The sequence below is a fragment of the Caballeronia sp. S22 genome, assembly GCF_964261745.1.
GTDB classification, from domain to species: Bacteria; Pseudomonadota; Gammaproteobacteria; order Burkholderiales; family Burkholderiaceae; genus Caballeronia; species Caballeronia jiangsuensis.
The window spans coordinates 491,553-517,150 of the sequence record NZ_OZ180035.1; the positions used below are offsets into that span (position 1 = coordinate 491,553).

At 63.1% G+C, this 25,598-nt stretch carries 23 protein-coding genes; 10 read left to right on the forward strand and 13 right to left on the reverse strand.

Annotated features, from left to right (window positions below; genetic code table 11):
- The first annotated feature begins 89 nt into the window (after positions 1 to 89).
- Both ACEN42_RS02400 and ACEN42_RS02405 read left to right on the forward strand, forming a co-directional pair.
- The gene (locus tag ACEN42_RS02400) at positions 90 to 1,373 is read left to right on the forward strand and encodes an MFS transporter (protein WP_187609494.1); all 1,284 of its coding nucleotides are present in this window, start codon (positions 90 to 92) and stop codon (positions 1,371 to 1,373) included.
- Positions 1,374 to 1,475: 102 nt separating this feature from the next.
- Complete coding sequence (locus ACEN42_RS02405) at positions 1,476 to 2,072, forward strand: nitroreductase family protein (protein ID WP_035509899.1); 597 nt, start codon at positions 1,476 to 1,478, stop codon at positions 2,070 to 2,072.
- Positions 2,073 to 2,078: 6 nt separating this feature from the next.
- Here the strand turns inward: ACEN42_RS02405 and ACEN42_RS02410 are convergent, their stop codons facing one another.
- Positions 2,079 to 3,566 carry an MFS transporter gene (locus tag ACEN42_RS02410; protein ID WP_371880541.1) on the reverse strand — a complete coding sequence of 496 codons (1,488 nt, stop codon included), beginning with the start codon at positions 3,564 to 3,566 and terminating at the stop codon, positions 2,079 to 2,081.
- Between the two features lie 204 nt (positions 3,567 to 3,770).
- Between ACEN42_RS02410 and ACEN42_RS02415 the strand changes: the two genes are divergently transcribed.
- The gene (locus ACEN42_RS02415) at positions 3,771 to 5,021 is read left to right on the forward strand and encodes an Hsp70 family protein (RefSeq protein ID WP_238217927.1); all 1,251 of its coding nucleotides are present in this window, start codon (positions 3,771 to 3,773) and stop codon (positions 5,019 to 5,021) included.
- A gap of 74 nt (positions 5,022 to 5,095) precedes the next feature.
- Here ACEN42_RS02415 and ACEN42_RS02420 read toward each other — a convergent pair whose 3' ends face one another.
- Positions 5,096 to 5,299 carry a cold-shock protein gene (locus ACEN42_RS02420; protein ID WP_007000074.1) on the reverse strand — a complete coding sequence of 68 codons (204 nt, stop codon included), beginning with the start codon at positions 5,297 to 5,299 and terminating at the stop codon, positions 5,096 to 5,098.
- Positions 5,300 to 5,702: 403 nt separating this feature from the next.
- Here ACEN42_RS02420 and ACEN42_RS02425 point away from each other — a divergent pair, with 403 nt between their 5' ends.
- Positions 5,703 to 7,295 (forward strand): APC family permease, encoded by a 1,593-nt coding sequence (locus ACEN42_RS02425; protein ID WP_371880542.1) that lies wholly within the window; start codon positions 5,703 to 5,705, stop codon positions 7,293 to 7,295.
- Positions 7,296 to 7,367: 72 nt separating this feature from the next.
- Here the strand turns inward: ACEN42_RS02425 and ACEN42_RS02430 are convergent, their stop codons facing one another.
- The 7 genes from ACEN42_RS02430 to ACEN42_RS02460 all read right to left on the reverse strand — a co-directional run bounded on the left by ACEN42_RS02430 (position 7,368) and on the right by ACEN42_RS02460 (position 13,579).
- Positions 7,368 to 8,153 (reverse strand): class III extradiol ring-cleavage dioxygenase, encoded by a 786-nt coding sequence (locus ACEN42_RS02430; protein ID WP_371880543.1) that lies wholly within the window; start codon positions 8,151 to 8,153, stop codon positions 7,368 to 7,370.
- 95 nt (positions 8,154 to 8,248) lie between these two features.
- Entirely contained in the window at positions 8,249 to 8,851 is a 603-nt protein-coding gene (locus ACEN42_RS02435; protein ID WP_371880544.1) for a UbiX family flavin prenyltransferase, read from the reverse strand.
- Positions 8,852 to 8,861: 10 nt separating this feature from the next.
- Positions 8,862 to 9,173 carry a Grx4 family monothiol glutaredoxin gene (gene grxD / locus ACEN42_RS02440; protein ID WP_035509911.1) on the reverse strand — a complete coding sequence of 104 codons (312 nt, stop codon included), beginning with the start codon at positions 9,171 to 9,173 and terminating at the stop codon, positions 8,862 to 8,864.
- Between the two features lie 84 nt (positions 9,174 to 9,257).
- The gene (gene prmC, locus ACEN42_RS02445; RefSeq protein WP_371880545.1) at positions 9,258 to 10,094 is read right to left on the reverse strand and encodes a peptide chain release factor N(5)-glutamine methyltransferase; all 837 of its coding nucleotides are present in this window, start codon (positions 10,092 to 10,094) and stop codon (positions 9,258 to 9,260) included.
- Positions 10,091 to 11,173 (reverse strand): peptide chain release factor 1, encoded by a 1,083-nt coding sequence (gene prfA / locus ACEN42_RS02450; protein WP_238217899.1) that lies wholly within the window; start codon positions 11,171 to 11,173, stop codon positions 10,091 to 10,093. The genes prmC and prfA overlap by 4 nt, the downstream gene beginning before the upstream one ends.
- 100 nt (positions 11,174 to 11,273) lie before the next feature.
- Positions 11,274 to 12,569 (reverse strand): glutamyl-tRNA reductase, encoded by a 1,296-nt coding sequence (gene hemA / locus ACEN42_RS02455; protein ID WP_371880546.1) that lies wholly within the window; start codon positions 12,567 to 12,569, stop codon positions 11,274 to 11,276.
- A gap of 191 nt (positions 12,570 to 12,760) precedes the next feature.
- Positions 12,761 to 13,579, reverse strand: coding sequence for a galactosyltransferase-related protein (locus ACEN42_RS02460; RefSeq protein ID WP_371880547.1), 819 nt, complete (start codon positions 13,577 to 13,579; stop codon positions 12,761 to 12,763).
- Positions 13,580 to 13,985: 406 nt separating this feature from the next.
- Here ACEN42_RS02460 and ACEN42_RS02465 point away from each other — a divergent pair, with 406 nt between their 5' ends.
- The 3 genes from ACEN42_RS02465 (at position 13,986) to ACEN42_RS02475 (ending at position 16,821) form a co-directional block, all read left to right on the forward strand.
- On the forward strand, positions 13,986 to 14,258 hold the full coding sequence (locus ACEN42_RS02465; protein WP_371880548.1) for a hypothetical protein: 273 nt from the start codon (positions 13,986 to 13,988) through the stop codon (positions 14,256 to 14,258).
- A 127-nt stretch (positions 14,259 to 14,385) separates the two neighbouring features.
- Complete coding sequence (locus tag ACEN42_RS02470) at positions 14,386 to 16,173, forward strand: aminopeptidase P family protein (protein ID WP_371881050.1); 1,788 nt, start codon at positions 14,386 to 14,388, stop codon at positions 16,171 to 16,173.
- A gap of 24 nt (positions 16,174 to 16,197) precedes the next feature.
- Positions 16,198 to 16,821, forward strand: a complete 624-nt coding sequence (locus ACEN42_RS02475) for an HAD family hydrolase (RefSeq protein ID WP_371880549.1) — start codon at positions 16,198 to 16,200, stop codon at positions 16,819 to 16,821.
- An 18-nt stretch (positions 16,822 to 16,839) separates the two neighbouring features.
- On the opposite strand, the gene ACEN42_RS02480 is transcribed toward ACEN42_RS02475, so the two are convergent.
- The 4 genes from ACEN42_RS02480 to ychF form a co-directional block, all read right to left on the reverse strand.
- Positions 16,840 to 17,967 carry a DUF748 domain-containing protein gene (locus tag ACEN42_RS02480; RefSeq protein WP_187609506.1) on the reverse strand — a complete coding sequence of 376 codons (1,128 nt, stop codon included), beginning with the start codon at positions 17,965 to 17,967 and terminating at the stop codon, positions 16,840 to 16,842.
- Positions 17,968 to 18,115: 148 nt separating this feature from the next.
- Entirely contained in the window at positions 18,116 to 19,783 is a 1,668-nt protein-coding gene (gene ettA / locus ACEN42_RS02485; protein WP_187609507.1) for an energy-dependent translational throttle protein EttA, read from the reverse strand.
- Between the two features lie 144 nt (positions 19,784 to 19,927).
- Positions 19,928 to 20,248 carry a DUF3761 domain-containing protein gene (locus ACEN42_RS02490; RefSeq protein ID WP_371880550.1) on the reverse strand — a complete coding sequence of 107 codons (321 nt, stop codon included), beginning with the start codon at positions 20,246 to 20,248 and terminating at the stop codon, positions 19,928 to 19,930.
- A 132-nt stretch (positions 20,249 to 20,380) separates the two neighbouring features.
- Positions 20,381 to 21,475 carry a redox-regulated ATPase YchF gene (gene ychF, locus ACEN42_RS02495; protein WP_187609508.1) on the reverse strand — a complete coding sequence of 365 codons (1,095 nt, stop codon included), beginning with the start codon at positions 21,473 to 21,475 and terminating at the stop codon, positions 20,381 to 20,383.
- A 200-nt stretch (positions 21,476 to 21,675) separates the two neighbouring features.
- Here ychF and ACEN42_RS02500 point away from each other — a divergent pair, with 200 nt between their 5' ends.
- The 3 genes from ACEN42_RS02500 (at position 21,676) to ACEN42_RS02510 (ending at position 25,594) form a co-directional block, all read left to right on the forward strand.
- Positions 21,676 to 22,848 carry a UbiH/UbiF family hydroxylase gene (locus tag ACEN42_RS02500; protein WP_371880551.1) on the forward strand — a complete coding sequence of 391 codons (1,173 nt, stop codon included), beginning with the start codon at positions 21,676 to 21,678 and terminating at the stop codon, positions 22,846 to 22,848.
- 55 nt (positions 22,849 to 22,903) lie between these two features.
- Positions 22,904 to 23,635: a DsbC family protein gene (locus ACEN42_RS02505; protein ID WP_187609509.1), complete on the forward strand. Its 732-nt coding sequence runs from the start codon at positions 22,904 to 22,906 to the stop codon at positions 23,633 to 23,635.
- 159 nt (positions 23,636 to 23,794) lie between these two features.
- Positions 23,795 to 25,594 (forward strand): M61 family metallopeptidase, encoded by a 1,800-nt coding sequence (locus ACEN42_RS02510; protein WP_371881051.1) that lies wholly within the window; start codon positions 23,795 to 23,797, stop codon positions 25,592 to 25,594.
- Positions 25,595 to 25,598 lie beyond the last annotated feature (4 nt).

A 25,598-nucleotide genomic window follows, 5' to 3' on the forward strand; every position in this document is an offset into this window, starting at 1 on the left:
GACATGTTACCGATCGGTAACTAAGCTCGCAACTCTGATGTGACAGAGCGGTAACGTCGCAGGGCAAAAATCAACGTAACGGAGCAGCGATGAACTGGGTAGCGAGACGGCTGAACGGCCGGATACATTACGGCTGGGTCGCGGTGGGCGTCGTGTTTTTCGTGTTGCTCGCGGCAGCCGGTACGCGCGCGACGCCGAGTGTGATGATGTTGCCGCTCGAAAAGCAGTTCGGCTGGTCGCGCGGCACGATTTCGCTCGCGATTTCGATCAACCTGGCGCTTTACGGCCTCGCGGGCCCGTTCGCCGCGGCCGCGATGCAGCGCTTCGGCGTGCGCCCGACGGTGCTCGCCGCGATCGCGACGCTTGCGGCGGGCGTCGGCATCTCGTCGATGATGACCGAGCCGTGGCAAATGGTGCTCGTGTGGGGCGTGATGGTCGGCAGCGCGACGGGCGTTGCGGCGCTCACGCTGTCGGCGACGATCGTGAACCGCTGGTTCACCACGCATCGCGGTCTCGCGATGGGTATTCTCACCGCCAGCTCCGCGACCGGCCAGCTCGTGTTCCTGCCGTTCCTCGCGTCGATTTCGGAGCGCTTCGGCTGGCGGCCGGTCGTGTTCGTGGTCGCGGCGGCGGCGGCGGTCGTGTTGCCGCTCGTCGCGTGGCTGCTGCCCGAGCGCCCGGCGGATCTTTCGCTGCGGCCCGTGGGCGAAGCGGCGAATGTCCCGCCCGCCGCGATCTCGCCGCCGAAAAATCCGATCAAGGTCGCATTCGGCACGCTCGCATCGGCCAGCAAGACGCGCGATTTTTGGCTGCTTTTCTTCAGCTTCTTCGTCTGCGGCGCGAGCACGAACGGTTACGTCGGCACGCACCTGATCGCGATGTGCTCCGATTACGGCATGACGCAAGTCCAGGGCGCGACGCTGCTCGCCGCGATGGGCATCTTCGATCTGTTCGGCACGACGCTCTCCGGCTGGCTTTCCGACCGCTTCAACGCCCGCCTGCTGCTGTTCTGGTACTACGGCCTGCGCGGACTGTCGCTGATTTACTTGCCCTACGCGTTCGGCATCGATTTCTTCGGCCTGCCGCTCTTCGCCGTCTTTTACGGTCTCGACTGGATCGCCACCGTGCCGCCGACCGTGCGCCTCGCCACCGATGTCTACGGCAAGGATTCGGCGCCGATCGTGTTCGGCTGGATCGTTGCGGGCCATCAGCTCGGCGCGGCATTCGCGGCGCTCGGTGGCGGCATGCTGCGTTCGAGCCTCGGCAGCTACACCATCGCGACGATGATCTCCGGCGGCCTGTGCCTCGTCGCGGCCGTGACCGTTCTGCGCATCAATCGCGCGGGCCGGTCGGTGGGTGTCGCCGCGACCTGACGATCTGCACGCGCGCGCGAGCTTGTTTATCCTTGTCGCCTGACGGCGCGCATCTTTGCCGATGCGCGCCTTTTGCTTTTCATCACGCCAACGAGGACGAACATGACCACGAAGCCCGCTCCGACCGATATCGACATCCACGAACTGATCGCCGGCCGTTGGAGCCCGCGCGCGTTTTCCAGCGCGCCCGTGGAGCGCGCGCAGTTGCATCGTCTGCTGGAAGCGGCGCGCTGGGCGCCGTCGTCGAATAATTTGCAGCCGTGGCGCTTTATCGTGTTCGACCGTCATCGGGACGAAGCCGCGTTCAAGCGCGCGTTCGACACCCTCATGCCCGGCAATCAGAAGTGGAACGTGACCGTGCCGCTGCTCGTCTGCGTGACGGCTTCGTCACTCACGCCGAAGGGCGACGCGAACCGCACCGCGACGTACGACACCGGCGCAGCCGCGATGGCGCTCGTGCTCCAGGCGCACGCGCTCGGGCTGGCGACGCATCAGATGGGCGGTTTCGATCGCGACGCGTTCCGTCAGGCGCTTTCGATTCCGGCGGACGTGGAGATCATCGCGATGATCGCGATCGGTCATCACGGCGACGCGAGCCAGCTCGACGAAACGCTGCGCGAGCGCGAAGCGGCGCCTCGCGCGCGCAAGACGTTGGCGGAAACGGCCTTCGAAGGCGCGTGGGACAAGGCGTTCAAGTAATCGCGCTCAATGCTCGTCCGCCGCGGAAAGCGGACGAGCGACATCCTCGAGCGATCTGCGCTCCGCCGCGACGCCCCAGATGCCCGCGACGACCGCCGCCGCGATCATCAGCAGCGATCCAATCAGATAGCCCACGAACACGGCGCCGCGCTCGTGGGTATCGATCAATTGGCCAAAAAGCGTCGGCCCGATGATGCCGCCGAGCGCCGTTCCGAACGCATAGAACACAGCGATGGCGAGCGCGCGAATCTCCAGCGGAAACGTCTCGCTCACGGTCAGATACGCTGAACTCGCCGCCGCCGACGCAAAGAAGAAAATCACCATCCACGCGATGGTTTGCGTCGTCACGGTCAGCATCCCGTGCATGAACATCCAGCCGCTGATGGTCAGCAGCACGCCTGACATCGCATACGTGAACGCGATCATCTTGCGCCGGCCGAGCACGTCGAAGAGCTTGCCGAGCAGAACCGGTCCGAGGAAATTCCCCGCCGCGAAGGGCAGCACGTACCAGCCAATGTGATCGCCCGGCACGTGATAGAAGTCGGTCAGCACGAGCGCGTAGGTAAAAAAGATCGCGTTGTAGAAAAACGCCTGCGCCGTCATCAACGTGAGTCCGACCAGCGATCGGCTGCGATGCGCGTTGAAAAGCGTATGCACGACTTCGCGCAGCCGCGTCCCCTCGCGCGCGTGCAGGCGCAACGGCTTGATGGGCGTATCGGGAATCTCGACGCCGTGCTGCCGGAAATGCGCCTCGATTTCCTCGACGACTTCTTGCGCTTCCTTCTCGCGATTGTGCGTGATGAGCCAGCGTGGGCTTTCCGGCACCCACATCCGCATGAAAAGGATCGTGAGCCCGAGCACCGCGCCGATCAGAAAGCACGCGCGCCATCCCCAATCGAGCGGAAGCAGGCCGGGATCGAGCAGCACGATGGAACCCGCCGCGCCGATGCCCGCGCCGACCCAGAACGTGCCGTTGATCGCGAGGTCCGTCCAGCCGCGCAGGCGGGCAGGCGTGAATTCCTGAATCGTCGAATTGATCGCGGTGTATTCGCCGCCGATGCCCGCGCCCGTCAGAAAGCGGAACAGCACGAAGGTCGCGAGATTCCACGAGAACGCGGTCGCGGCGGTGGCGGCGACGTAGAGAAAGAGCGTGATGAAGAACAGCTTGCGCCGGCCGAGCCGGTCCGTGAGCCAGCCGAAGCCGAGCGCGCCGAGCACCGCGCCCGCGATATATGCGCTGCCCGCGATGCCGACATTGGCATTCGAAAATTGCAGCGTGGGGCTCGACTTGAGCGCGCTCGCAACCGCGCCCGCGAGCGTCACTTCGAGTCCGTCGAGCAGCCATGTGATGCCGAGCGCGAGCACGATCAGCGTGTGAAAGCGGCCCCACGGCAGACGATCGAGGCGCCCGGGCAAATCGGTTTCGATGATGGCCGGACAGTCGCTGGCTTTATCGGTCAAACGGTTCTCCTGTGGCGCGGCGGCTTCGTTCATGCGTCGGAGGCGTGCTTTTCGCTGCGAGTCGGCACGCAAAAAAACGAACAAATTGCCGCAAAGTGCGCAAGTTGCATTCCGCTTTTGTCGAATAAACCTGGTGGTTTAAAAATAGCCGAAATGCGGTTGATGCGTTGCGCGGAACGTGTTAAAAACGCCGTCCATGTTTGAATGCGACGTCCTCACCCGACGCCGCCGATGCCCATGACTTATTGCGCGATCGATTTCGGCACGTCGAATTCCGCCGTCGCTGTGCCTGACGGATTGTCGATCCGGCTGGCGCCCGTGGAAGGCGACGCGACCACGCTGCCCACCGCCGTTTTCTTCAACACCGACGAGAATAACCAGACCTACGGTCGCGCGGCGCTCGAAGCGTACATAGACGGTTTCGATGGCCGCCTGATGCGTTCGATGAAAAGCATTCTCGGCTCGCCGCTCGCGGACAACAGCACCGATCTCGGCGACGGTTCCGCAATTAAATACACCGACGTCATCACGCTCTTTCTGCAACATCTGAAGCAGAAGGCGCAGCTGCTCGCCGCCGAGCCGCTGACACGCGCGGTGCTCGGCCGCCCGGTCTTTTTCGTCGACGACGATCCGCGGGCCGATCACCTCGCACAGAAACAGCTCGAAGCCTGCGCGCATTCGATCGGCTTGCGCGAAATCCACTTCCAGTACGAGCCGATCGCCGCGGCGTTCGATTACGAAGCGAGTCTGACGAAAGAAGGGCTCGTGCTGGTCGCGGATATCGGCGGCGGTACGTCGGATTTCTCGCTGGTGCGCGTCGGCCCGGAGCGTGCGCGTCATCTGGAACGCAAGGGCGATGTGCTCGCGCATCATGGCGTGCACGTCGCCGGCACGGATTTCGATCGTCGCGTGGAACTCGTCACCGTGCTGCGCGAACTCGGTTACCAGTCGCTCGATACCAAGGGACGCGAATTGCCGAGTCCCGTTTACTTCGATCTCGCGACCTGGCATCTGATCAACACGGTCTATACGCCGAAACGCGTGAGCGAATTGCAACTGATGCGCCATCTCTATACCGATGTGCGCCATCACGACCGGTTGATGCGCGTCGTGTATCGGCGGCTCGGTCACGCGCTGACGGCGCACGCCGAGGAAGCGAAGATCGATGTCGCGGCGGGCGGCACGACCGAAATCGACATGGAGGAGGTGGAAGAAGCGCTGCGCGTCGCGTTCGACGAGTCGCAACTGATCGCGGCCGGCGCCGACGAAACGCGGCGGATCGTCGAGGCGGCGCACGAAACGCTCAAACGGGCCGGCGTGGCTCCCGCCGACGTGAACGCCGTCTATTTCACAGGCGGTACGACCGGGCTGCGGTTTCTGTCGGAAGCGCTTTCGGCGGCATTTCCGGCCGCGCAGCCCGTGTTCGGCGATCGACTCGCCAGCGTGGCGAAGGGGCTGGGCATCTATGCGCAGCGCATCTTCGCCTGAGGCCGCGTACAAACCTGCGCGAAAAAAGAAAAACCCCGCAGAAGCGGGGTTTTTTTACGAATTCCAGCGGTACGTTAGACCGGCTTGATGTTCGCTGCTTGCTTGCCCTTCGGGCCAGTCTTCACTTCGTAGGAAACCTTTTGGTTTTCCTGAAGCGTCTTGAAGCCTTCGATGCGGATTTCCGAGAAGTGTGCGAACAGATCTTCGCCGCCGCCATCCGGAGTGATGAAGCCAAAGCCCTTTGCGTCATTGAACCACTTGACGGTACCGGTTTCCATGTTACGTATTCCAAAAAATTGATGAATAAGGCCGAAGCCCAAGGGTGCGGAAAATCAAGGAAGGGGCAATGGGACCAACCGGAGTACCGTGATGGCGAACTCGAAAGAACCAATTCACTCGCCACTTGAAATCCTGCAAGAAGGTTTATACGGCGAAACGATTTCGCGGTCAATTAATATCCGACAACTCTGAAGGGCTTTTTTCGAGACAAGCTGGCAAAAATTACAGAACGTGTAATTCCGGGCCGGATCGCCCTTCGAAAAGCCCACTTTGGGGCAATTTCTTTCCAGTATGCACTGCATTCGAAAGGTGCAACCGTTAAACTACGCGCCTTTCTACGGTTGCACCCACATCGTCGGAGTGGGGGCGATGCGCGCGCGGCGCGAGACACTGGAGATAAAGTTGAAGAGTTCGATACAGAGAAATATCGGCCCGATGGCACTGTTGCTGACCGGCCTCGGGTCCATCATCGGTTCAGGCTGGCTGTTCGGCGCGTGGAAAGCCGCCAAAATCGCCGGGCCGGCAGCGATCGCGGCATGGGTGATCGGCGCGGTCGTCATTCTGGCGATCGCGCTGACGTATGCCGAACTCGGCGCGATGTTTCCCGAGTCGGGCGGCATGGTGCGCTACGCGCGCTACTCGCACGGCGCGCTCGTCGGTTTCATCAGCGCGTGGGCGAACTGGATCGCGATTGTCTCAGTGATCCCGATCGAAGCCGAAGCGTCGATTCAATATATGAGCACCTGGCCGTATGACTGGGCGCATGCGCTCTTCGTCAACGAGTCGCTCACGCCGATGGGCCTCGTGCTGTCGGCGCTGCTCGTGATCGTCTACTTCATGCTGAACTACTGGGGCGTGAAAGTGTTCGCGCGTGCGAACTCCGCGATCACGATCTTCAAGTTCCTGATTCCGGGCGCCACCATCGCGGGCCTGATCTTCACCGGATTTCATTCGGAGAATTTCGGCACGACGTCGAGCTTCGCGCCGTACGGCTGGCCCGCCGTGCTGACGGCGGTGGCGACGAGCGGCATCGTTTTCAGCTTCAACGGATTTCAGAGCCCGGTGAATCTCGCCGGCGAGGCGCGAAATCCGGCGCGCAGCGTGCCGTTCGCCGTGATCGGCTCGATTCTGCTCGCGCTCGTGATCTACGTGCTGCTGCAAATCGCGTATATCGGCGCGGTGAATCCCGCCGACGCGATGAAAGGCTGGTCGCACTTCAACTTCGCGTCGCCGTTTGCTGAACTGGCGCTCGCGCTGAACCTGAACTGGCTCGCGTTCCTGCTTTATGTCGATGCGTTCGTCAGCCCGAGCGGCACCGGCACGACCTACATGGCGACGACCACCCGCATGATCTACGCGATGCAGCGCAATAACACGATGCCGAAGATTTTCGGACTCGTGCATCCGTTCTACGGCGTGCCGCGTCCGGCGATGTGGTTCAACCTGATCGTCGCGTTCATCTTCCTGTTCTTCTTTCGCGGCTGGAGTTCGCTGGCGGCGGTGATTTCGGTCGCGACCGTCATCTCGTATCTCACCGGCCCGGTCAGCCTGATGGCGCTGCGCCGCTCGGCGACCGATCTCGATCGTCCGCTCAAGTTGCCGATGATGGGCGTGATCGCTCCGTTCGCGTTCGTGTGCGCGTCGCTCGTGCTGTTCTGGGCGAAGTGGCCGCTCACCGGCGAAATCATTCTGCTGATGGTGGTCGCGCTTCCCGTCTACTTCTACTTTCAGAGCAGGACGGGCTTTACGGGCTGGGGACGCGATTTGAAGGCGGCGTGGTGGCTCGTGACCTATTTGCCGTCGATGGCGGTGATGTCGCTGATCGGCAGCAAGGATTTCGGCGGCAGCGGACTTCTGCCGTACGGCTGGGACATGGCTGCGGTCACCGTGCTTGCGTTGATCTTCTACTACTGGGGCGTGCACACGGGATATCGCACGAAGTATCTCGACGAGCGCGAAAGCCGCGACGACATTCTTCACGAAGTCGGCGCCTAAAGCTCCTCCGCTTCACGACGAAACCCGCCCGAGCGATCAGGCGGGTTTTTTTATTTCAGCGCAAATTCGACGTCACTGGTCGGTGAAAACGTAGTTGGTCATCGCGAGCGCGCGCTGGAACGTGCCGAGCGACTGGATGCCGAGCCGGTAATCATCCGCCGCCGCGCCGAGCGCGCTGAACACAGGCAGCAGATGCTCATCGGTCGGATGCATCAGCGCGGCGTGCGGCGCGCGGGCGCGATAGTCGAGCAGGGCATCGATATCGCGCGCGGCCATGCGGCTCTCGAACCAGTCGGTGAACTCTACGACGCGCGGATCGGCGTCTTCCGGACGCGCGCTGAAATCGGCCATGCGCAGATTGTGCGTGATCTGACCGGAACCGATGATCATCACGCCGTCATCGCGCAAATCGCGCAACGCCCGGCCGATGCGGAAATGATGCGCGGCGTCGAGATGCGGCTGAATCGATAGCTGCGAAACCGGGACGTCGGCATCCGGAAACATCAGGAGCATGGGCACCCACGCGCCGTGATCGAGCCCGCGATCGGCGGTCGCCGCGGGTATGTCTTGCTTGCACAGCAGCGCGGCGGCGTGTTTCGCCAGTTCGGGCGCGCCGGGCGCGGGATAGCGCAGCTCGTAGAGGGCGCGCGGAAAGCCATAGAAATCGTGGATCGTTTCCGGGCGTTCGGCCGTGCTGGCCACCGGCTGCGCCGTGCCCCAGTGGGCGGACAACATCAGAATGGCGCGCGGGCGCGGCAGCGTTTGACCGAGCGAAGCGAATTCGGCGGAGGGCATCGACGGATCGATCGGCAACGTCGGTGCGCCGTGGGAAATGAAAACGGTGGGCAGTCGGCTCATGGCGGCAAATTCCTGTGGGGTCTTGACGTCAATGTAGGGCCGCGAGCCCTGTTGATAAACGGCCCGAATGGCAACGAATTGTGTCGCCGCCGTTGTTAATCCGATGCTTCGTCTCGCAGACCTCGCCAGGCGGGCGCGACTGGCTGCCCGAAGCCGAATAGATCGATGACCCGCGCGACCGTGTGATCCACCATTTCGTCGATGGTCGCAGGTTTTTGATAGAACGCGGGCAAGGGCGGAAAGATCACGCCGCCCATCTCGGTGACGGCCGTCATGTTTCGCAGATGCGCGAGATTGAGCGGCGTCTCGCGCACGAGCAGCACGAGGCGGCGGCGCTCTTTCAGCACGACATCGGCGGCGCGGGTGATGAGATTGTCGGAGAGACCGTGCGCGATGCTTGCGAGCGTGCGCATCGAGCACGGCGCGACGACCATGCCGCCGGTCGCGAAGGAGCCCGATGCAATGGTTGCGCCGACATCGCGCACGCTATGGACGACATCGGAGAGCGCGTGAACGGCGGCCTTGTCGAGATCGAGTTCGTGTTGAATATTCAGCCAGCCGGCGCTGGAAACGAGCAAATGCGTTTCGACGCCGCCGAGCTTGCGCAGCGTCTCTAACAGACGTATGCCGTAGATGGCGCCCGTTGCGCCGGTAATCGCGACAATAAGACGTCGCTTTTCGGCAGCGGGCGCGCTCACTTGCGGAAGGTCAGGCTGCGGCGAAGAGTTGCTGTAGTTCGCCCGATTGATACATCTCCATCATGATGTCCGAGCCGCCGATGAACTCGCCCTTCACGTAGAGCTGCGGAATGGTCGGCCAGTTAGAGAATTCCTTGATGCCCTGGCGGATCGCGTCGTCTTCGAGCACGTTCACGGTCATGATCTGATCGGCGCCGCATGCCTTCAGCACCTGGATCGCGCGGCCGGAGAAACCGCACATCGGGAATTGCGCCGTGCCCTTCATGAAAAGGACGACCGGGTTTTGATCGACGATCTGCTTGATGCGTTCTTGCGTGTCCATGGCGTTCCTGCGCTTTGAAGTCGGTGGAATGATGGTTGAAATGATAGCGGATTTCGGTTTCGAGGGCTGACGACGGCCAGACGCTCAGGCCGTGAAGAGACCGCCGGAGCAACGCTCGATGCCGGCGAGATCGCGCATCGAGCACACGTTGGTAAAGCCGCGTGCCTTTAGCAGCTCGCGCACGGATTCCGCCTGATCGTAGCCGTGCTCCAGCCACAAGGCGCCGTTCGACGTTAGCAGAAACGGCGCGGTCCCGATGATCGTGCGGATCGCGGACAAACCGTCGGCATCGTCGGTGAGCGCGCCGCGCGGTTCGAATCGCAAGTCGCCTTGCGCGAGATGCGGATCGTCGCTCGCGATATACGGCGGGTTGCTGACGATCGTCTCGAAGAGCAGCGACGGATCGATATTCGCGGCCCAGTCGCTTTCGACGAACGTGACCGGGCCGCCTGTGCGCGTCGCATCGAGCAGCGCGTGCGCGTTGCCTCGCGCGACGTCGAGCGCGGCGCGCGATCGGTCGACGGCCCATACGCGCGCGTCGGGCCGGGCATGAGCGATCGAAATCGCGATCGCGCCGGTCCCGGTGCCGAGATCGAGCACGCGCGGGTTCGGCACATCGGCGATGGACTCGAGCGCGAGTTCCACGAGCAATTCGGTCTCGGGCCGCGGGATCAGCACGTCCGGCGTCACGTCGAAATCGAGCCCGAAGAATTCGCGCTTGCCGGTCAGTTGCGCGATGGGCTCGCCGTTCAGACGCCGCCTTGCGAGCGCTTCGAAACGCGCGACAGCGTCCGAATCGAGCGATTCACGATCACGCGTGATGAGTTCGGTGCGCCGCCAGCCGAGCACGTGCATCAGCAGAATGCGCGCTTCGAGCAGCGGCAGTCCCGAAGCGCGCAGCAGGTCGGCCGCCGTGCTCACTCGCTTTCCCCGAGCGCGGCGAGCAGCTCGGCCTGATGCTCGGAAACGAGCGAGGCGATCATTTCATCGAGATCGCCGTCCATGATGTATTCGAGCTTGTAGAGCGTCAGATTGATGCGGTGATCCGTCATGCGCCCTTGCGGGAAGTTGTACGTGCGGATGCGCTCCGAGCGGTCGCCCGAGCCGATCAGGCTCTTGCGCGTCGCCGCTTCCTTCGCGTGCTGCTCGTGATACTGCTTGTCCTTGATGCGCGCGGCGAGCACCTTCAACGCGCGATCCTTGTTCTTGTGCTGCGAGCGGTCGTCCTGACATTCGACGACGATGCCCGTCGGCAAGTGCGTGACGCGCACGGCGGAATCGGTCTTGTTGATGTGCTGCCCGCCCGCTCCCGACGCGCGGAACGTGTCGATACGCAAATCGGCCGGATTGATGACGACTTCGCTGATTTCATCGGCTTCCGGCATCACCGCGACCGTGCACGCGGACGTGTGGATGCGCCCTTGCGTTTCCGTCGCCGGGACACGCTGCACGCGATGCCCGCCCGATTCGAACTTGAGCCGCGAATACGCGCCTTGTCCCGCGATGCGCACGATCACTTCCTTGTAGCCGCCGAGATCCGACACGCTCTCCGACATCGTTTCGGCGGTCCAGCGGTTGCGTTCCGCGTAACGCAGATACATGCGCAGCAAATCGCCCGCGAACAGCGCGGATTCGTCGCCGCCCGTGCCCGCGCGGATTTCGATGAAGATGTTGCGGTCATCGTTCGGATCCTTCGGCAAGAGCATCGTCTGCAAGTCGCCTTCGATCTTCACCATGCGCTCGCGCGCCTCGCCGATTTCCTCTTCGGCGAAATCGCGCATCGACGGATCGGAGAGCAGTTCCTGCGCGGTGGCTTCATCGGTCAGCGCCTGACGCCAGAGCGCGTATTGATCGACGATCGGGCTGATTTCCGCGTGCTCGCGCGTGAGCTTGCGATACTGGTCCATGTCGGCCGTCACGTCTTCGCGGCTCAACAATTCGTTGAGATCGACCTGCCGTTTTGCAAGCTGGTCGAGCTTGCTTTGCATGCTCGTTTTCATCGGGCGGAATCGGCGCGGTCAGCGCCAGGAAATACTGCGATCGGGGAGCGCCGCGCTTGCTAGCCGCGCGGAGCATTTGAGAATAGCAAAGAGGAAGCCGCTAACGTTCCGACGAATCGGACGACGGACCGTGGCGGTAGAAACCGCTCATCAGGTCGATGAGCTGGTCGCGCTCCTCACGGCTCGCGCGGTTGAGCGCGTGCGTCGGGCCGTGGATCAGCTTGTTCGTGAGCGATTGCGACAGCGCCTCGAGCACGGCGGCGGGATCGTCGCCGCGCGCGAGCATCTTGCGCGCGCGCTCGAGTTCGGCGCGGCGCAGCGTGTCCGCCTGCGTGTGCATGTGGCGGATGACGGGCACGATGCTGCGCGCATCGAGCCATTGCATGAAATTCGCGACACGCGTCTCGATGATCGCCTCGGCCTGCGCGACCGCCGCCTGACGCGACGCGTTGCCTTCGCGCACGATCGCGCCGAGATCGTCGACGGTGTAGAGGAAGACGTCGTGCAGATTGCCGACTTCCGGCTCGATATCGCGCGGTACGGCGAGATCGACCATGAAAATCGGCCGATGTCGGCGCGCGCGCACGGCACGCTCGACTGCGCCGAGACCGATGATTGGCAGCGTCGATGCCGTGCACGACACGATGATGTCGAACTCGTGCATACGCGCAGGCAGTTCGGAGAGTGGAATTGCGTGGCCGTTGAAGCGTCCGGCGAGCTTTTCGCCGCGCTCCGCCGTCCGGTTCGCGACAACAAGCTCGCGCGGATTCTGCGCGGCGAAGTGCGTGGCGCACAACTCGATCATTTCGCCCGCGCCGATGAACAACACGCGCTGGCTCGAAATGTTCTCGAAGATGCGCTGCGCGAGACGCACGGCGGCGGCGGCCATCGATACCGACTGCGCGCCGATTTCCGTCGTCGTGCGCACTTCCTTCGCGACCGCGAACGTGCGCTGGAACAACTGGTTGAGATACGTGCCGAGCGCGCCGGCTTCGGACGCCGTACGCACGGCATCCTTCATTTGTCCGACGATTTGCGTCTCGCCAAGCACCATCGAATCGAGCCCGGATGCGACGCGAAACGCGTGGCGCACGGCTTCCGACTGCGGCAGCGCATAGACGTGCGGCGCGAGTTCGGGAACGGGGATGCTGTGATACTTCGAGAGCCACTGGATTGCGGCTTCGCGGGCGGCGGCGTCGTCAGTGGCGCAGTAGAGTTCGGTGCGGTTGCAGGTCGAGAGGATGGCCGCTTCGGGCGATGCCTTCGCGAGCGGTCCCAGCCAGATGTCCTTCAGCGCGCCCAGCGCGGGCTTGAGCTGTTCGAGCGGAAACGCCACGCGTTCGCGCAGGGCGACAGGCGCAGTGTGGTGGTTGATTCCGATCGTGAGGAGCTGCATTGTTTTGAGCTGATGCTTTGGGCCTAAGCCGATGGCCTTTCAGATAGCCCAATATTATAGCCTTTTGCGTATTTCTTCATTTATAGGTGGCATTTGGGGGCGCGACCACGGTCAAATGCCGCCCACGCCCATACGGCGGGCGATGAACGTCCGCCGCAGGACCAGTGTGACAGAACGCCGCGGCGTGCGGCTCAGCGAAAATACTTTGCCAGTTCGGCCGCGCGCGCTTCGAGTTCTTCCATGGGGATATCGTCGGTGTGGAACGCCATCTGCCGGTTTCTGGCGGTGAGCTCCTCGTCAAACAACTGAGTGCGCGAGGCCGAGTCGTGATTGAGGTGAAACAGCGTCGCCTGGAGGTTCGAGAACGAATGCCACCGCACGCCGAGTCGCGCGGCGCGGACGAATAACTCGTCGTCTTCTCCTCCCCAGCCGATGAAGCCGGGATTCAGCCCCCCGACGCGGATGAATTCCGCGCGCCTGAAGAAATTGATCGCACCCGGCGTACTGACGTACAGCAAACTCATGTCGTCCGGCAAATCACTTGCTAAAAACGGCGCGAACTCGTCGAAATTACCCGATTCGATAAACGATTGCCGGCGATTGCCAGAAACATTCAATACGCGTGTGAAAGGACAAAGCACATCGCTGCTATTCTGGTCCATCAGCGCGTCCAATGCGCCTTTCATATAGTACGGGTTCGCGATCATATCGGCATCATGCAGGCAGATAATCTCACTCTTAGCCATGAGTGCGCCGAGATTGACCAGTCGCGCCTTCGGGAAAGGGCCGGTATCGTGTATGAAAACATGTTTGATCTTCGAGTCGCCGAATTCGGGCCAACTGAACGTGGGCGCGGCATCCGCCTCGATCAGCCAGATCTGATAGTCCGAGTAGGTACGGTTCAAGTGACGCAGGACGCCCCGCAGATTGTCTTGCCTCTCCTGGCTAGCGCCGCGGTACGTAATAATCAGTTCCAGGCCGCGCAGGGAAATCAGACTGGTTTCCGTCATGAGATAAATACCTTTTAGAATCGCAATTTCGCAGTGTCGATAATCGAAATGATTTAATTCGTAACTCGCGAGCACCACTCGAAGCCGAAGTCCGCTTTCAGTGCGGTTAATCGGAATATTCTGAATTGATGCGAGCGCGATTTAATACAAATCATAGCATTCGGGCAAACCCAAAAAACTCGGAAAATTCACAGAGGCTTCTCAAGCGGAAGAGCGATCGTTTCATATTCCATGAGTCACACGAGACGCATCCGCAGCGCGCGGCCGGCTGGATCCGGAGCCTTGCACAGGCATCGTCCGGCCCCTAAACTCAACCGCTGCGTCCGCCGTAAATTGTTCAAGCCATGCCTGTTATTCGAAACGCTTCACTTCCCGCCACCTCGCTATCAGTGGAGCATCGCCGCTGATGGGCTGGATCGGACTGATTTTTCTCGGCGCGGTGATCGGCGCGGCGGGCTGGTGGCTGCATCCGCTGCGGCGCGCGGGACGCGGCGCGCGCGGTCCGGCGGGACGCATCTGGACGACCATCGGCGCTGGCATACTGGCGACGGTCGTCGCGCGCATGCTGGGCAATATCGTCGACGTGTATCACGACGGCGATACGCTCGAATGGCTGGCGTGCGCCGTGTTCGCGCTCTTCGTCGTGACGATGACCGTCGGGCTGGCGGCGCGCCGCTGATCCAATTTTTCTGACGTGCGACGGGTGATCCTCGCCGCGCGCCGTGCTCTTCGCGCCCTACGCGGGCTTTCAAGCAGGTGACTTCATGAACGATCGCATTGCAGATTCAGCCATTCCAGAGCCCGCCATGTTCGCGAAACGCATCGAGTCGTTGCGCGGCCAGATGGCGCTCGAAAAGCTCGCCGCCGTGCTCATTCCGTCGGCCGATCCGCATCTTTCCGAATATCTGCCGGAGCGCTGGCAGGGACGTCAATGGCTCTCGGGCTTCACGGGATCGGTGGGCACGCTCGTGGTGACAGCGGATTTCGCGGGCGTCTGGGTCGATAGCCGCTACTGGACGCAGGCCGAAGCCCAACTCGCCGGCACCGGCATCGTGCTCATGAAGATGATGGGCGGCCAGCAGACCGCGCCGCACGTCGAATGGCTCGCGGAACACGTGCCTCCGGGCGCGACCGTCGCGGTCGATGGCACGGTGCTCGGCGTTGCGGCGGCGCGCGCGTTGTCCGAAGCGCTGACCGCGCGCGGCATCGTGCTGCGCACCGATCTCGATCTGCTGGATTCGGTGTGGCCTGCGCGTCCTGGTTTGCCGGAGGCGGCCGTCTACGAGCACGCCGCGCCGCATGCGAGCGTCTCCCGGACGGACAAGCTCGCGCAAGTGCGAGCCACGATGCAGGCGAAAGGCGCGCAATGGCACTTCGTTTCCACGCTCGACGATCTCGCGTGGATCTTCAATCTGCGCGGCGGCGATGTGAGCTACAACCCGGTCTTCGTCGCGCACGCGCTGATCGGTCTCGATGATGCGACGATCTTCGTCGCCGACGGCAAGGTTCCCGCCGCGCTCGTCGCATCTCTCGCGCGCGACAACGTGCGCGTCGCGCCGTATCCCGCAGCGCCGGAATCGCTCGCTTCGTTGCCGGCGGGCGCGACGCTCCTGATCGACCCGCGCCGCATCACGCACGGCCTGCTGGAGAAAGTGCCCGCGACGGTGACGATCGTCGAGGCTGTGAATCCGTCGACGTTCGCCAAATCGCGCAAGACCGCGGCGGAAGCGGAGCACATCCGAGCGACGATGGAACAGGACGGCGCCGCGCTCGCCGAATTCTTCGCGTGGTTCGAGGACGCGCTCGGCCGCGAACGCATCACGGAACTGACCATCGACGAGAAGCTGACCGCCGCCCGCGCGCGCCGTCCGGGTTTCGTCACGCTGAGTTTCGGCACGATCGCGGGCTTCAACGCCAACGGCGCGATGCCGCATTACCGCGCGACCGAAGCCTCGCACGCGGTGATCGAAGGCAACGGCCTGCTGCTGATCGATTCGGGCGGCCAGTATCTGAGCGGAACGACGGACATCACGCGTGTCGTGCCGATCGGCGAAATCAGCGCCGAGCACAAGCGCGATTTCACCGTCGTGCTGAAGGGCACGATGGCGCTTTCCCGCGCGCGCTTTCCACGCGGCATCCGTTCGCCGATGCTCGATTCGATCGCCCGCGCGCCGATCTGGGAAGCGGGCGCGGACTACGGTCACGGCACGGGGCACGGCGTCGGCTACTTCCTGAACGTGCACGAAGGCCCGCAGGTGATCTCGCACTACGCGCCGGCCGAGTCGTGGACGGCGATGGAAGAGGGCATGATCACGTCGATCGAGCCAGGGATTTATCGGCCGGGCAAGTGGGGCATCCGCATCGAAAATCTCGTGATGAACCGCGCGGCCGCCAAGACCGAGTTCGGCGATTTCCTCGAATTCGAAACGCTGACGCTGTGCCCGATCGATACGCGCTGCATCGACTTGTCGCTGTTGCGCGAAGACGAACGCGCGTGGCTCAACGCGTATCACGAGACGGTGCGCACCCGCGTGTCGCCGCATGTGTCGGGGAAAGCGCTGGCGTGGCTCGAAGCGCGGACGAAGGCGATCTGACGAACAGGACAGGAGCGCAGCGAGATGACCATCAAGGCAGTCGTGTTCGATTTCGGCGGCGTGCTGATCGACTGGAATCGCGAATATCTCTACAGGCATCTGATTCCGGACGATACCGAGCGCCGCTGGTTTCTCGACAACGTCTGCAAGATGGAATGGGTCGTGCAGCAGGACGGCGGGCAGACGATCGAGGAAGGCACTGCCGAGTTGATCGCGCTCTATCCTGAGCACGAAGCGCTGATCCGCGCGTTTTACGCGCGCTGGCCGGAAATGGTGTCGGGCGTGATGGAAGAGGGCGTCGCGCTCGTCGACCGGCTGGAGGCGGCGGGCGTGCCGCTTTTCGGCCTGACGAACTGGTCGGCGGAAACCTTTCCGTACGCGTGGGAGCGTTTCGATGTGCTGCGGAAGTTTCGTGAGATCGTCGTGTCGGGACGCGTCGGTCTCGTGAAGCCCGATCCGCAGATTTTCGATCTGATGCGCGTGGAAATCGAAAAGCAGTTGCCGGGCATTCGACCGGAAGAGCTCGTGTTCATCGACGACAATCTGAAAAACGCGCAAGCCGCGACCGCGCTCGGCTGGCACGGCGTTCACTACACCGGCGCGCTGGATACGGAAACGAAGCTGCGCGCGCTGAATCTGCCGATCTGATAACGCGAACGCAACGCGCTACTGCCCCAGCAGATTCTTCAGCGCGTTGCCGATTCCCCGCACCGTATCGCCCGCGCCCCGCGCGACGCCTTCCGCGCTCACGCCGAGGACTTTCGCGAAGCCCGCCGCGAGCTTCTTCGACAGACTCTCACTCAGCGAAAACTTCGGATCGCGCAAATCGCCGTCGAGCACGAAATCGAGCTTGATCTGCTCCTTGCGGTCCTTCAGCGCGGCGATCGCGGCTTTGGTCGGAATCGAGAGGAAGGTGTCGAGCGGATTGCCCGCGTCGCTGATCTGCAGGTGATTCAGCGTGAGCGTGCCGGGCGCGTGAATGCGGTAATCCTTTACGGTCGCATCGATCGACAAATCGATGGTGCCGCCCGTCACCGCCGCCTTTGCGCCGGCCTTCTTGAGCAGATACGGATCGAGCGTTGCGACATCGACGTTGCGCAGTGTTACGCGCGTCTGGGAATCCTTGTTCGCGATGACCATCCAGCCGGCCCACGTCACATTGCCCGTATGCGACGGGCCTTTGATCGAGCCGGTCATCGAAAGCTCGGTGCGGTCGGTGAGGGCGGGCAGATGAATGTGATCGACGGTGGCGCGCGCATCGCCGATCAGCACGCGGTACGGCGGGTTCTGCACCGAGCCGTCGAAGAACTCCATCGAACCACGCTCGAACGACACGCGATCGATGAGCTTTTCCTCGCGCGCATGTTCCTCACGCTCCTTGCTGTCGGGCGTGGCGTTGGCTTCCTGCGCGGTTTCCCTGAGCCCTGGCAGGATGCGCACGCGGCCATCGGCGGAACGGACGATCGACAGATAGTAGTTGTCGACGCTCACGCTGCGCAGATGAATCGGCTTCGTTATGAGCGAATGCATATCGACATCGAGCACGATGCGCTCGGCGCGCATGGCGTCGCTCGCCGGCCAGTCTTTCGGGCCGCGCAGGCGCACGCGCGAGAGCGTCACGTGACCGAAGCCGACGTCGATTTCTTCCACCGAACCGTTCGGGCCGAGCGTCTCGATGATGCGCTCTTTGATCTGATGCACGGCGATCAGCCAGCCGCCGACCGCCACGACGGCGAGCGCCACGACGATTCCGATTGCCCAAAGCGCCCCCCGCCTCGCGCTCGATCCCGCCATCTTCGTGTGTCTCCCGTGTCGGCTTTTCGGAAAGTGCCGCTCGAAAATGAAAGTGGCGACTGCGTCCTACACAGTCGCCACTTTTATGCCTGACGTCGGTGCGCGCGCCCGCATTGGCGCGCGGTAAATCGTCAGATGTTTGACGCGCTCAACGCGTGATCGGCTTGTAGCGCAGCCGCTTCGGCTTCGCGGCTTCTTCGCCGAGACGCGTGCGCTTGTCGGCTTCGTATTCCTGGTAGTTGCCGTCGAAGAACTCGACATGCGAATCGCCTTCGAACGCGAGGATATGCGTCGCGATGCGGTCGAGGAACCAGCGATCGTGCGAGATCACCATCACCGAGCCGGCGAATTCCAGCAACGCGTCTTCGAGCGCGCGCAGCGTTTCGACGTCGAGGTCGTTCGACGGTTCGTCGAGCAGCAGCATGTTGCCGCCGGCGATGAGAGTCTTCGCCAGATGCAAACGGCCGCGTTCACCGCCCGACAGATTGCCGACGAGCTTCTGCTGATCGCCACCCTTGAAGTTGAATCGGCCGATATACGCACGCGACGGCGTTTCGTACTTGCCGACCGTGAGCACGTCGGCGCCGCCGGAGATTTCCTCGAACACGGTTTTATCGGCGGCGAGCGCGTCGCGGCTTTGATCCACATAGGCGAGCTTGACGGTCGGTCCCTTGACGATCTCGCCCGAATCCGGCTGTTCCTTGCCGGTCAGCATGCGAAAGAGCGTCGACTTGCCGGCACCGTTCGGCCCGATGATGCCGACGATCGCGCCCGCCGGAATCTTCATGCTGAGATTGTCGATGAGCAGACGATCGCCGTATGCCTTGCTGACGTTCTTGAACTCGATGACTTCATTGCCCAGTCGGTCGCCGACCGGAATGAAGATTTCCTGCGTTTCGTTGCGCTTCTGGTATTCCTGGCTGTTGAGTTCCTCGAACCGCGCGATACGCGCCTTCGATTTCGCCTGACGGCCCTTCGGGTTCTGGCGCACCCATTCGAGTTCCTTCTTGATCGCCTTCTGACGCGCGGATTCGCTCGCTTCTTCCTGCTTCAGGCGGTCTTCCTTCTGATCGAGCCAGCTCGAATAGTTGCCCTTCCAAGGAATGCCGTGGCCGCGGTCGAGTTCGAGAATCCATTCGGCGGCGTTATCGAGGAAGTAGCGATCGTGCGTCACCGCGACGACGGTGCCCGGATAGCGCGTGAGGAACTGCTCCAGCCATTCGACGGACTCGGCGTCGAGGTGGTTGGTGGGCTCGTCGAGCAGCAGCATGTCGGGCTTTTGCAGCAGCAGCTTGCACAGCGCGACGCGGCGCTTCTCCCCGCCCGACAGATGTTCGATTTTGGCGTCCCATGCCGGCAGGCGCAGCGCGTCGGCGGCGACTTCGAGCTGTTGTTCGGGGCTGCCGCCATCGCTCGTCGAGAGAATCGCTTCGTACTTCGCCTGTTCGGCGGCGAGCGCGTCGAAGTCGGCGTCGGGCTCGGCGTAGGCGGCGTAGATTTCGTCGAGCTTCTTTTGCGCCTGGAAGACATCGCCGAGACCTTCCTCGACGGCCTGACGCACGGTCTGTTGCGGATCCAGTTGCGGTTCCTGCGGCAGATAACCGATGTTCAGGTTCGGCATCGGCGTGGCTTCGCCTTCGATGTCCTTATCGACGCCCGCCATGATCCTGATGAGCGTCGACTTGCCGGAACCGTTCAGGCCGAGCAGACCGATTTTCGCGCCGGGGAAGAACGAGAGGGAGATGTCTTTCAGGATCTGACGCTTCGGCGGGACGATCTTGCCGACGCGGTTCATGGTGAAGACGTATTGGGCCATGTTGTCCGTGATTGATTGAGGGTATGAACGCGGCGCGTACGGTTCGGCGCGCGAGGATGTCCGGTCGCGCGGTTTCGCGCGTTCCTGCCGCTGCGCCTGGCGCGGGCGGGATCAAATGGCATTGTACTTCGCGGTGCGTTTCCGTCACTCCCAGCTCGCCACGCCGCCGTGGCGGGAGCATGTGCCGCTGTGGTGCTGGCTGAAGCTGTAGGAGCCGTCGCGGCATTGGGCCGTTGCGCCCGCGGGGACGGTGCCGGAGCGCGAGTGTGCGGGTGAATGGATGACGTTGCCGTCGTGATTGACGTAGTGGCCGTGGTTGTCGAGGTCGGATTCGTCGGGTTGCGGCTGGTACTGATAATGATCGCTGCGATAGGCGAAAGCGCTGGGTGTACACACGACGCTCGCCGCGATCAGCGCGGTGACCGCGAACGCACGCAGCACGCGCATCGATGCGTGTCGCTTCATCTTCTTGTTCTCTCTCGTTGTTGTTGTTTATCGCGCATCGCTGCGCTGCCTCATCCGCGCAAGAAAAAAGCGGAGTCCCTTTATCGGGTACTCCGCTTCGCGAGGCAAGCAGCTGTGACTGTTCTTGACGCTTTACACGTTGAACAGGAAGTTCATGACATCGCCGTCATGCACGACGTACTCCTTCCCTTCCGCCCGCATCTTCCCAGCCTCTTTAGCACCTTGCTCGCCCTTATAAGCGATGTAGTCATCGAACGAAATCGTCTGCGCGCGGATAAAGCCGCGTTCGAAATCCGTGTGAATCGCGCCAGCGGCTTGCGGAGCCGTATCGCCGATATGAATCGTCCACGCGCGCACTTCCTTCACGCCCGCCGTGAAGTACGTATGCAAACCAAGCAGTTTGAACCCCGCGCGAATTACGCGATTCAAGCCCGGCTCGTCCATGCCCATGTCAGCCAGGAATTCGATCTTGTCGGCATCTTCGAGGTCGGCGATTTCCGCTTCGATCGCCGCGCACACCGCGACCACCGGCGCGTTCTCCGCTTCCGCGTGCTTGCGCACCGCGTCGAGATACGGGTTGTTCTCGAAACCGTCGTCCTTCACGTTCGCGACGTACATCGTCGGCTTCGACGTGATCAGGCACAGCGGCTTGATGGTCAACTGCTCTTCGTCGGTCAGCGAGAGACCGCGCACCGGCTTCGCCTGATCCAGTTGCGCGCGCACCTTCTCGAGCACGGCGACGAGCTTCGCCGCTTCCTTGTCGTTGCCCGACTTCGCCGCCTTCGAATAGCGCGTGAATGCCTTTTCGACCGTCGCCAGATCGGCGAGCGCGAGTTCGGTGTTGATGACTTCGATATCCGCGATCGGGTCGATCTTGCCCGCGACGTGGATCACGTTCTCGTCCTCGAAGCAGCGCACGACATGCGTAATCGCATCCGTTTCGCGGATGTTCGCGAGGAACTGGTTGCCGAGGCCTTCACCCTTCGACGCACCCGCGACGAGCCCCGCGATATCGACGAACTCGACCACCGCCGGCAGGATGCGCTCGGGCTTCACGATTTCGGCGAGCGCGTTCAGACGCGCGTCCGGCACTTCGACCACGCCGACATTCGGCTCGATCGTGCAGAACGGATAGTTCTCGGCGGCGATGCCCGCCTTGGTCAAAGCATTGAAAAGTGTGGACTTACCGACGTTGGGCAAGCCGACGATGCCGCATTGGAGGCTCATGGGATCCTTCGAACTGGTGAGACGGCGCGGGCCGCGCGGGTTTCGTCAAAAATGGCGCGCAAAGAGCGGGCGAGAACCGCCCGCCACGCTGCGGCCGCGTCAGACGGCCGGGCAAACCGCTATTGTAACGCCGCGCTGGCACGCGCAAGCGCCGCCCTCGGCCCGCAAACCCGTTCGAACCCCACGGCTATAATGCCCGCATGACTCCGCATCCCCTCAGATTTCACGCTGTCGTCGTCGGCGGCGGGCTCGTCGGCAAGACGGCCGCGCTCGCGCTCGCGCAATCCGGCCTGCGCACCGCGCTTGTCGCGTCGCGTGCCCTCGGCCTGCCGCCGGGCGCGGCGTTCGATTCGCGCATCTACGCGCTGTCTTCCAGCTCGCAGGCGCTGCTGGAGCGGCTGCGCGTCTGGCAGGCGCTCGATCGCGCGCGTCTCGGTCCGGTGCTCGACATGCGTGTTTTCGGCGATGCCCACGCGGAACTGCACTTTTCGGCGTTCCAGGCGTCGGTGCCGCAGCTCGCGTGGATCGCGGAATCGTCGCTGATCGAACAGTCGCTCGATGCCGCGTTGCGCTTCCAGCCGAGCCTCTCGTGGTTCGAGTCGCGCGCACAGGGCATGACGATCGAAACCGACGCGGCGCATGTCGCGCTCGCGAGCGGCGAAATGCTCGAAACGGATCTGATCGTCGGCGCGGATGGCGCGCATTCCTGGGTGCGCGCGCAGATGGGCGCGAAGATGAATCGTCGCGATTACCGGCAAACGGGTGTCGTCGCCAATTTTCGGACCGAGCGGCCGCACGGCGAAACCGCGTATCAATGGTTCCGCGATACGGAAATCATCGCGCTGCTGCCGTTGCCCGGCGATCACGCTTCGCTCGTGTGGTCGGCGCGCACGGAACACGCCGATGAACTGCTCGCGCTCGATCCCGCCCAACTCGCGGCTCAGGTCGAACAGGCGACGCAAAACATGCTCGGCACGCTCGATTGCGTGACGCCCGCGCAGGGTTTTCCACTCGGGCTGCAGACCGTCGACAAGCTGATCGCGCCGCGCGTCGCGCTCGTCGGCGATGCCGCGCATCTGATTCACCCGCTCGCGGGGCAGGGCATGAACCTCGGCCTGCGCGACGTCGCCGCGCTCGCGGATGTCATCGCAAACAAGGAGTCGTTCCGCGATCTCGGCGATCCGATTCTGCTGCGCCGCTACGAACGCGCGCGCCGCGAAGACATCCAGAAGCTCATGTTCGCGACCGACGGCCTGCAGCGGCTCTTTTCCGTGCCGGGCACGCTCGCGCGCGCGGTCCGCAACACGGGCATGGCGTTCGTCGGCGCGCAGCCGCTCATCAAGCGCTGGCTGGTGTCGGCGGCACTTGGTTGAAACAGTCTATCGATACTCCATTGGCGCCACGCTCAAGCGACTCACAGGAAACCGCATGAAAACCACTTTTCGTATCGCCCTCGCGACGGCTGCCGCGCTCGCCGTGACGCTCAGCATCGGCTGTTCGGCGCAGGCCGATGAAACCACCGACAAGATCAAGTCGACGCTCGAAGCGCGCATGGGCGACGCCACCATCAAGAGCATCCAGAAGACGCCCGTGCCGGGGCTCTACGAAGTGAATCTCGGCTCGCAGATCGTCTATAGCGATGCGACCGGCAACTACGTGCTGATCGGCGATCTCGTCGATACGCGCAGCAGCCAGAACCTCACCGAGGCGCGGCTCTCGGAAACAAACAAGATCGACTTCGCGAAGCTGCCGTTCGAGAACGCGGTGAAGGTCGTGAAGGGCAACGGCAAGCGCAAGATCGCGGTGTTCTCCGATCCGAACTGTCCGTACTGCAAGCAGCTCGAATCGACGCTGAAATCGATCGACAACGTGACGGTCTACACCTTCCTGTACCCCGTGCTCTCGCCCGATTCGACGGCCAAGTCGAAATCGATCTGGTGCTCGCAGGATCGCGCGAACGCGTGGGAAGGCTGGATGCTCGACCGCAAGACGCCGACCATGGCGGCGTCGTGCGACACGACCGCCATCGACAAGAACCTGAAGCTCGGCCGCTCGATGAACGTCACCGGCACGCCGACCGTGTTTCTCGCCGATGGCCGGCGTCTGCCGGGCGCAGTGCCCGCCGATCGGCTCGAGAAGGAACTGTCAGCCACGCACTGAGCGCGGCTCGAACTAAGAAGGGAGGCGCGTGATGCGCCTCCTGTGTTTTTACCGCCTTGCTTTTGCGAAAGCGCAGCGTAAAGAAGCAAGGCGCCGGGCGTGGCCAGGCGCGCCCAGAACAAGAACAAGGACATCGAGATGACTACGCTCACGCAAACGATGCAGCCCGTCCGCTACCGCATCGTTCCAAAAAATCCCGCCGCGCATCTCTTCGAAGTGACGCTCACCGTCGCAGAGCCGGATCCGGCCGGCCAGCGGTTCATGTTGCCGGTCTGGATTCCGGGCAGCTACATGATCCGCGAGTTCGCGCGCAACATCGTGACGCTGCAGGCGTTCAACGCGGCGGGTCGCAAGATCGCGATCGAAAAGACCGACAAGCACGCGTGGCAGGCCGCGCCGGTCGACGGACCGATCACGTTGCGTTACGAGGTCTACGCGTGGGACATGTCGGTGCGCGCGGCGCATCTGGACGACACTATCGGCTTCTTCAACGGGACGAGCACGTTCCTCGCGGTGGAAGGGCAGTCGGCGGCGCCGTGCATCGTCGATATCGAACCGCCGCCGGGCGGCGCGTATCGCAACTGGCGCGTCGCGACGGCGCTCGCCGAAGCGCGCGGCACGAAGCGCTACAGCTTCGGCAGCTATGAAGCGGCGAATTACGACGAACTCGTCGATCAACCTGTCACACTCGGTGAATTCGCGCTCGGCAGCTTTACCGCGCACGGCGTGAAGCACGACATCGTGATCTCGGGGCACGTCGTCAATCTCGACATGAACCGGCTCGCCGCGGATCTGAAGCGCGTGTGCGAAGCGCAGATCGCGCTGTTCGAGCCGCGTACGAAGAAGGCGCCGGTGGACCGCTACGTGTTCATGACCGTCGCCGTCAGCGATGGTTACGGCGGGCTGGAGCATCGCGCATCGACGGCGCTGATCTGCAATCGCACGGATCTCCCCGTGCAGGGCCGCCCGGAAACGACCGAAGGCTATCGCACCTATCTCGGCCTGTGCAGCCACGAGTACTTCCATACGTGGAACGTGAAGCGCATCAAGCCGGCTGCGTTCGCGCCGTACGATCTGTCGCAGGAGAATTACACGACGCTGCTGTGGCTCTTCGAAGGCTTCACGTCCTACTACGATGATTTGCTGCTCGTGCGCAGCGGCCTCATTTCGGCGGGCGACTACTTCAATCTGCTCGGCAAGACGATCGGCGGCGTGCTGCGCGGCACGGGGCGGCTCAAGCAGTCCGTCGCGCAAAGCTCGTTCGACGCGTGGGTGAAGTACTACCGCGCCGACGAAAACGCGCCGAACGCGATCGTCAGCTATTACCAGAAGGGCTCGCTCGTCGCGCTGGCGTTCGATTTGTCGATTCGCGCGCAAACCGACAACCGCAAATCGCTCGACGATGTGATGCGCCTCCTGTGGCAGCGCTACGGGCGCGAGTTCTACAACGGCCGGGCGCGCGGCATTCTGGAGGAAGACGTCGAGGCGCTCTTCGCCGAAGCGACCGGCGCGGACCTGCGTTCGCTCTTCCGCGACGGCGTGCGCGGCACGCGCGATCTGCCGCTCGACGCGCTATTCGAGCCGTTCGGCATCGCGATGACGCCCGATTTGCCGGGCAACGGCGCGTCGGTCAAGCCTTCGCTCGGCGCGCGCGTGCGGGGCGGCGCGGATTGCACGCTCGCCGTCGTCCATGAAGGCAGCGCGGCGCAGAAAGCGGGATTGTCGGCGGGTGATGTGCTCGTCGCGATCGACGGACTGCGCGTCACCGGCTCCAATCTCGACGCGCTTTTGTCGCGCTATTTGCCGGGCGCGAAGGTGGACGTACACGCGTTCCGCCGCGACGAGCTGCGCCGCACCGAGGTCAAGCTCGACGGGCCGGAAATCGCGCGCTACGTGCTGACGGCCATCGACGGACGCGGCCCGTCGAAACAATGGCGCGAGCGCTGGCTGAAAGGCTGAGTCG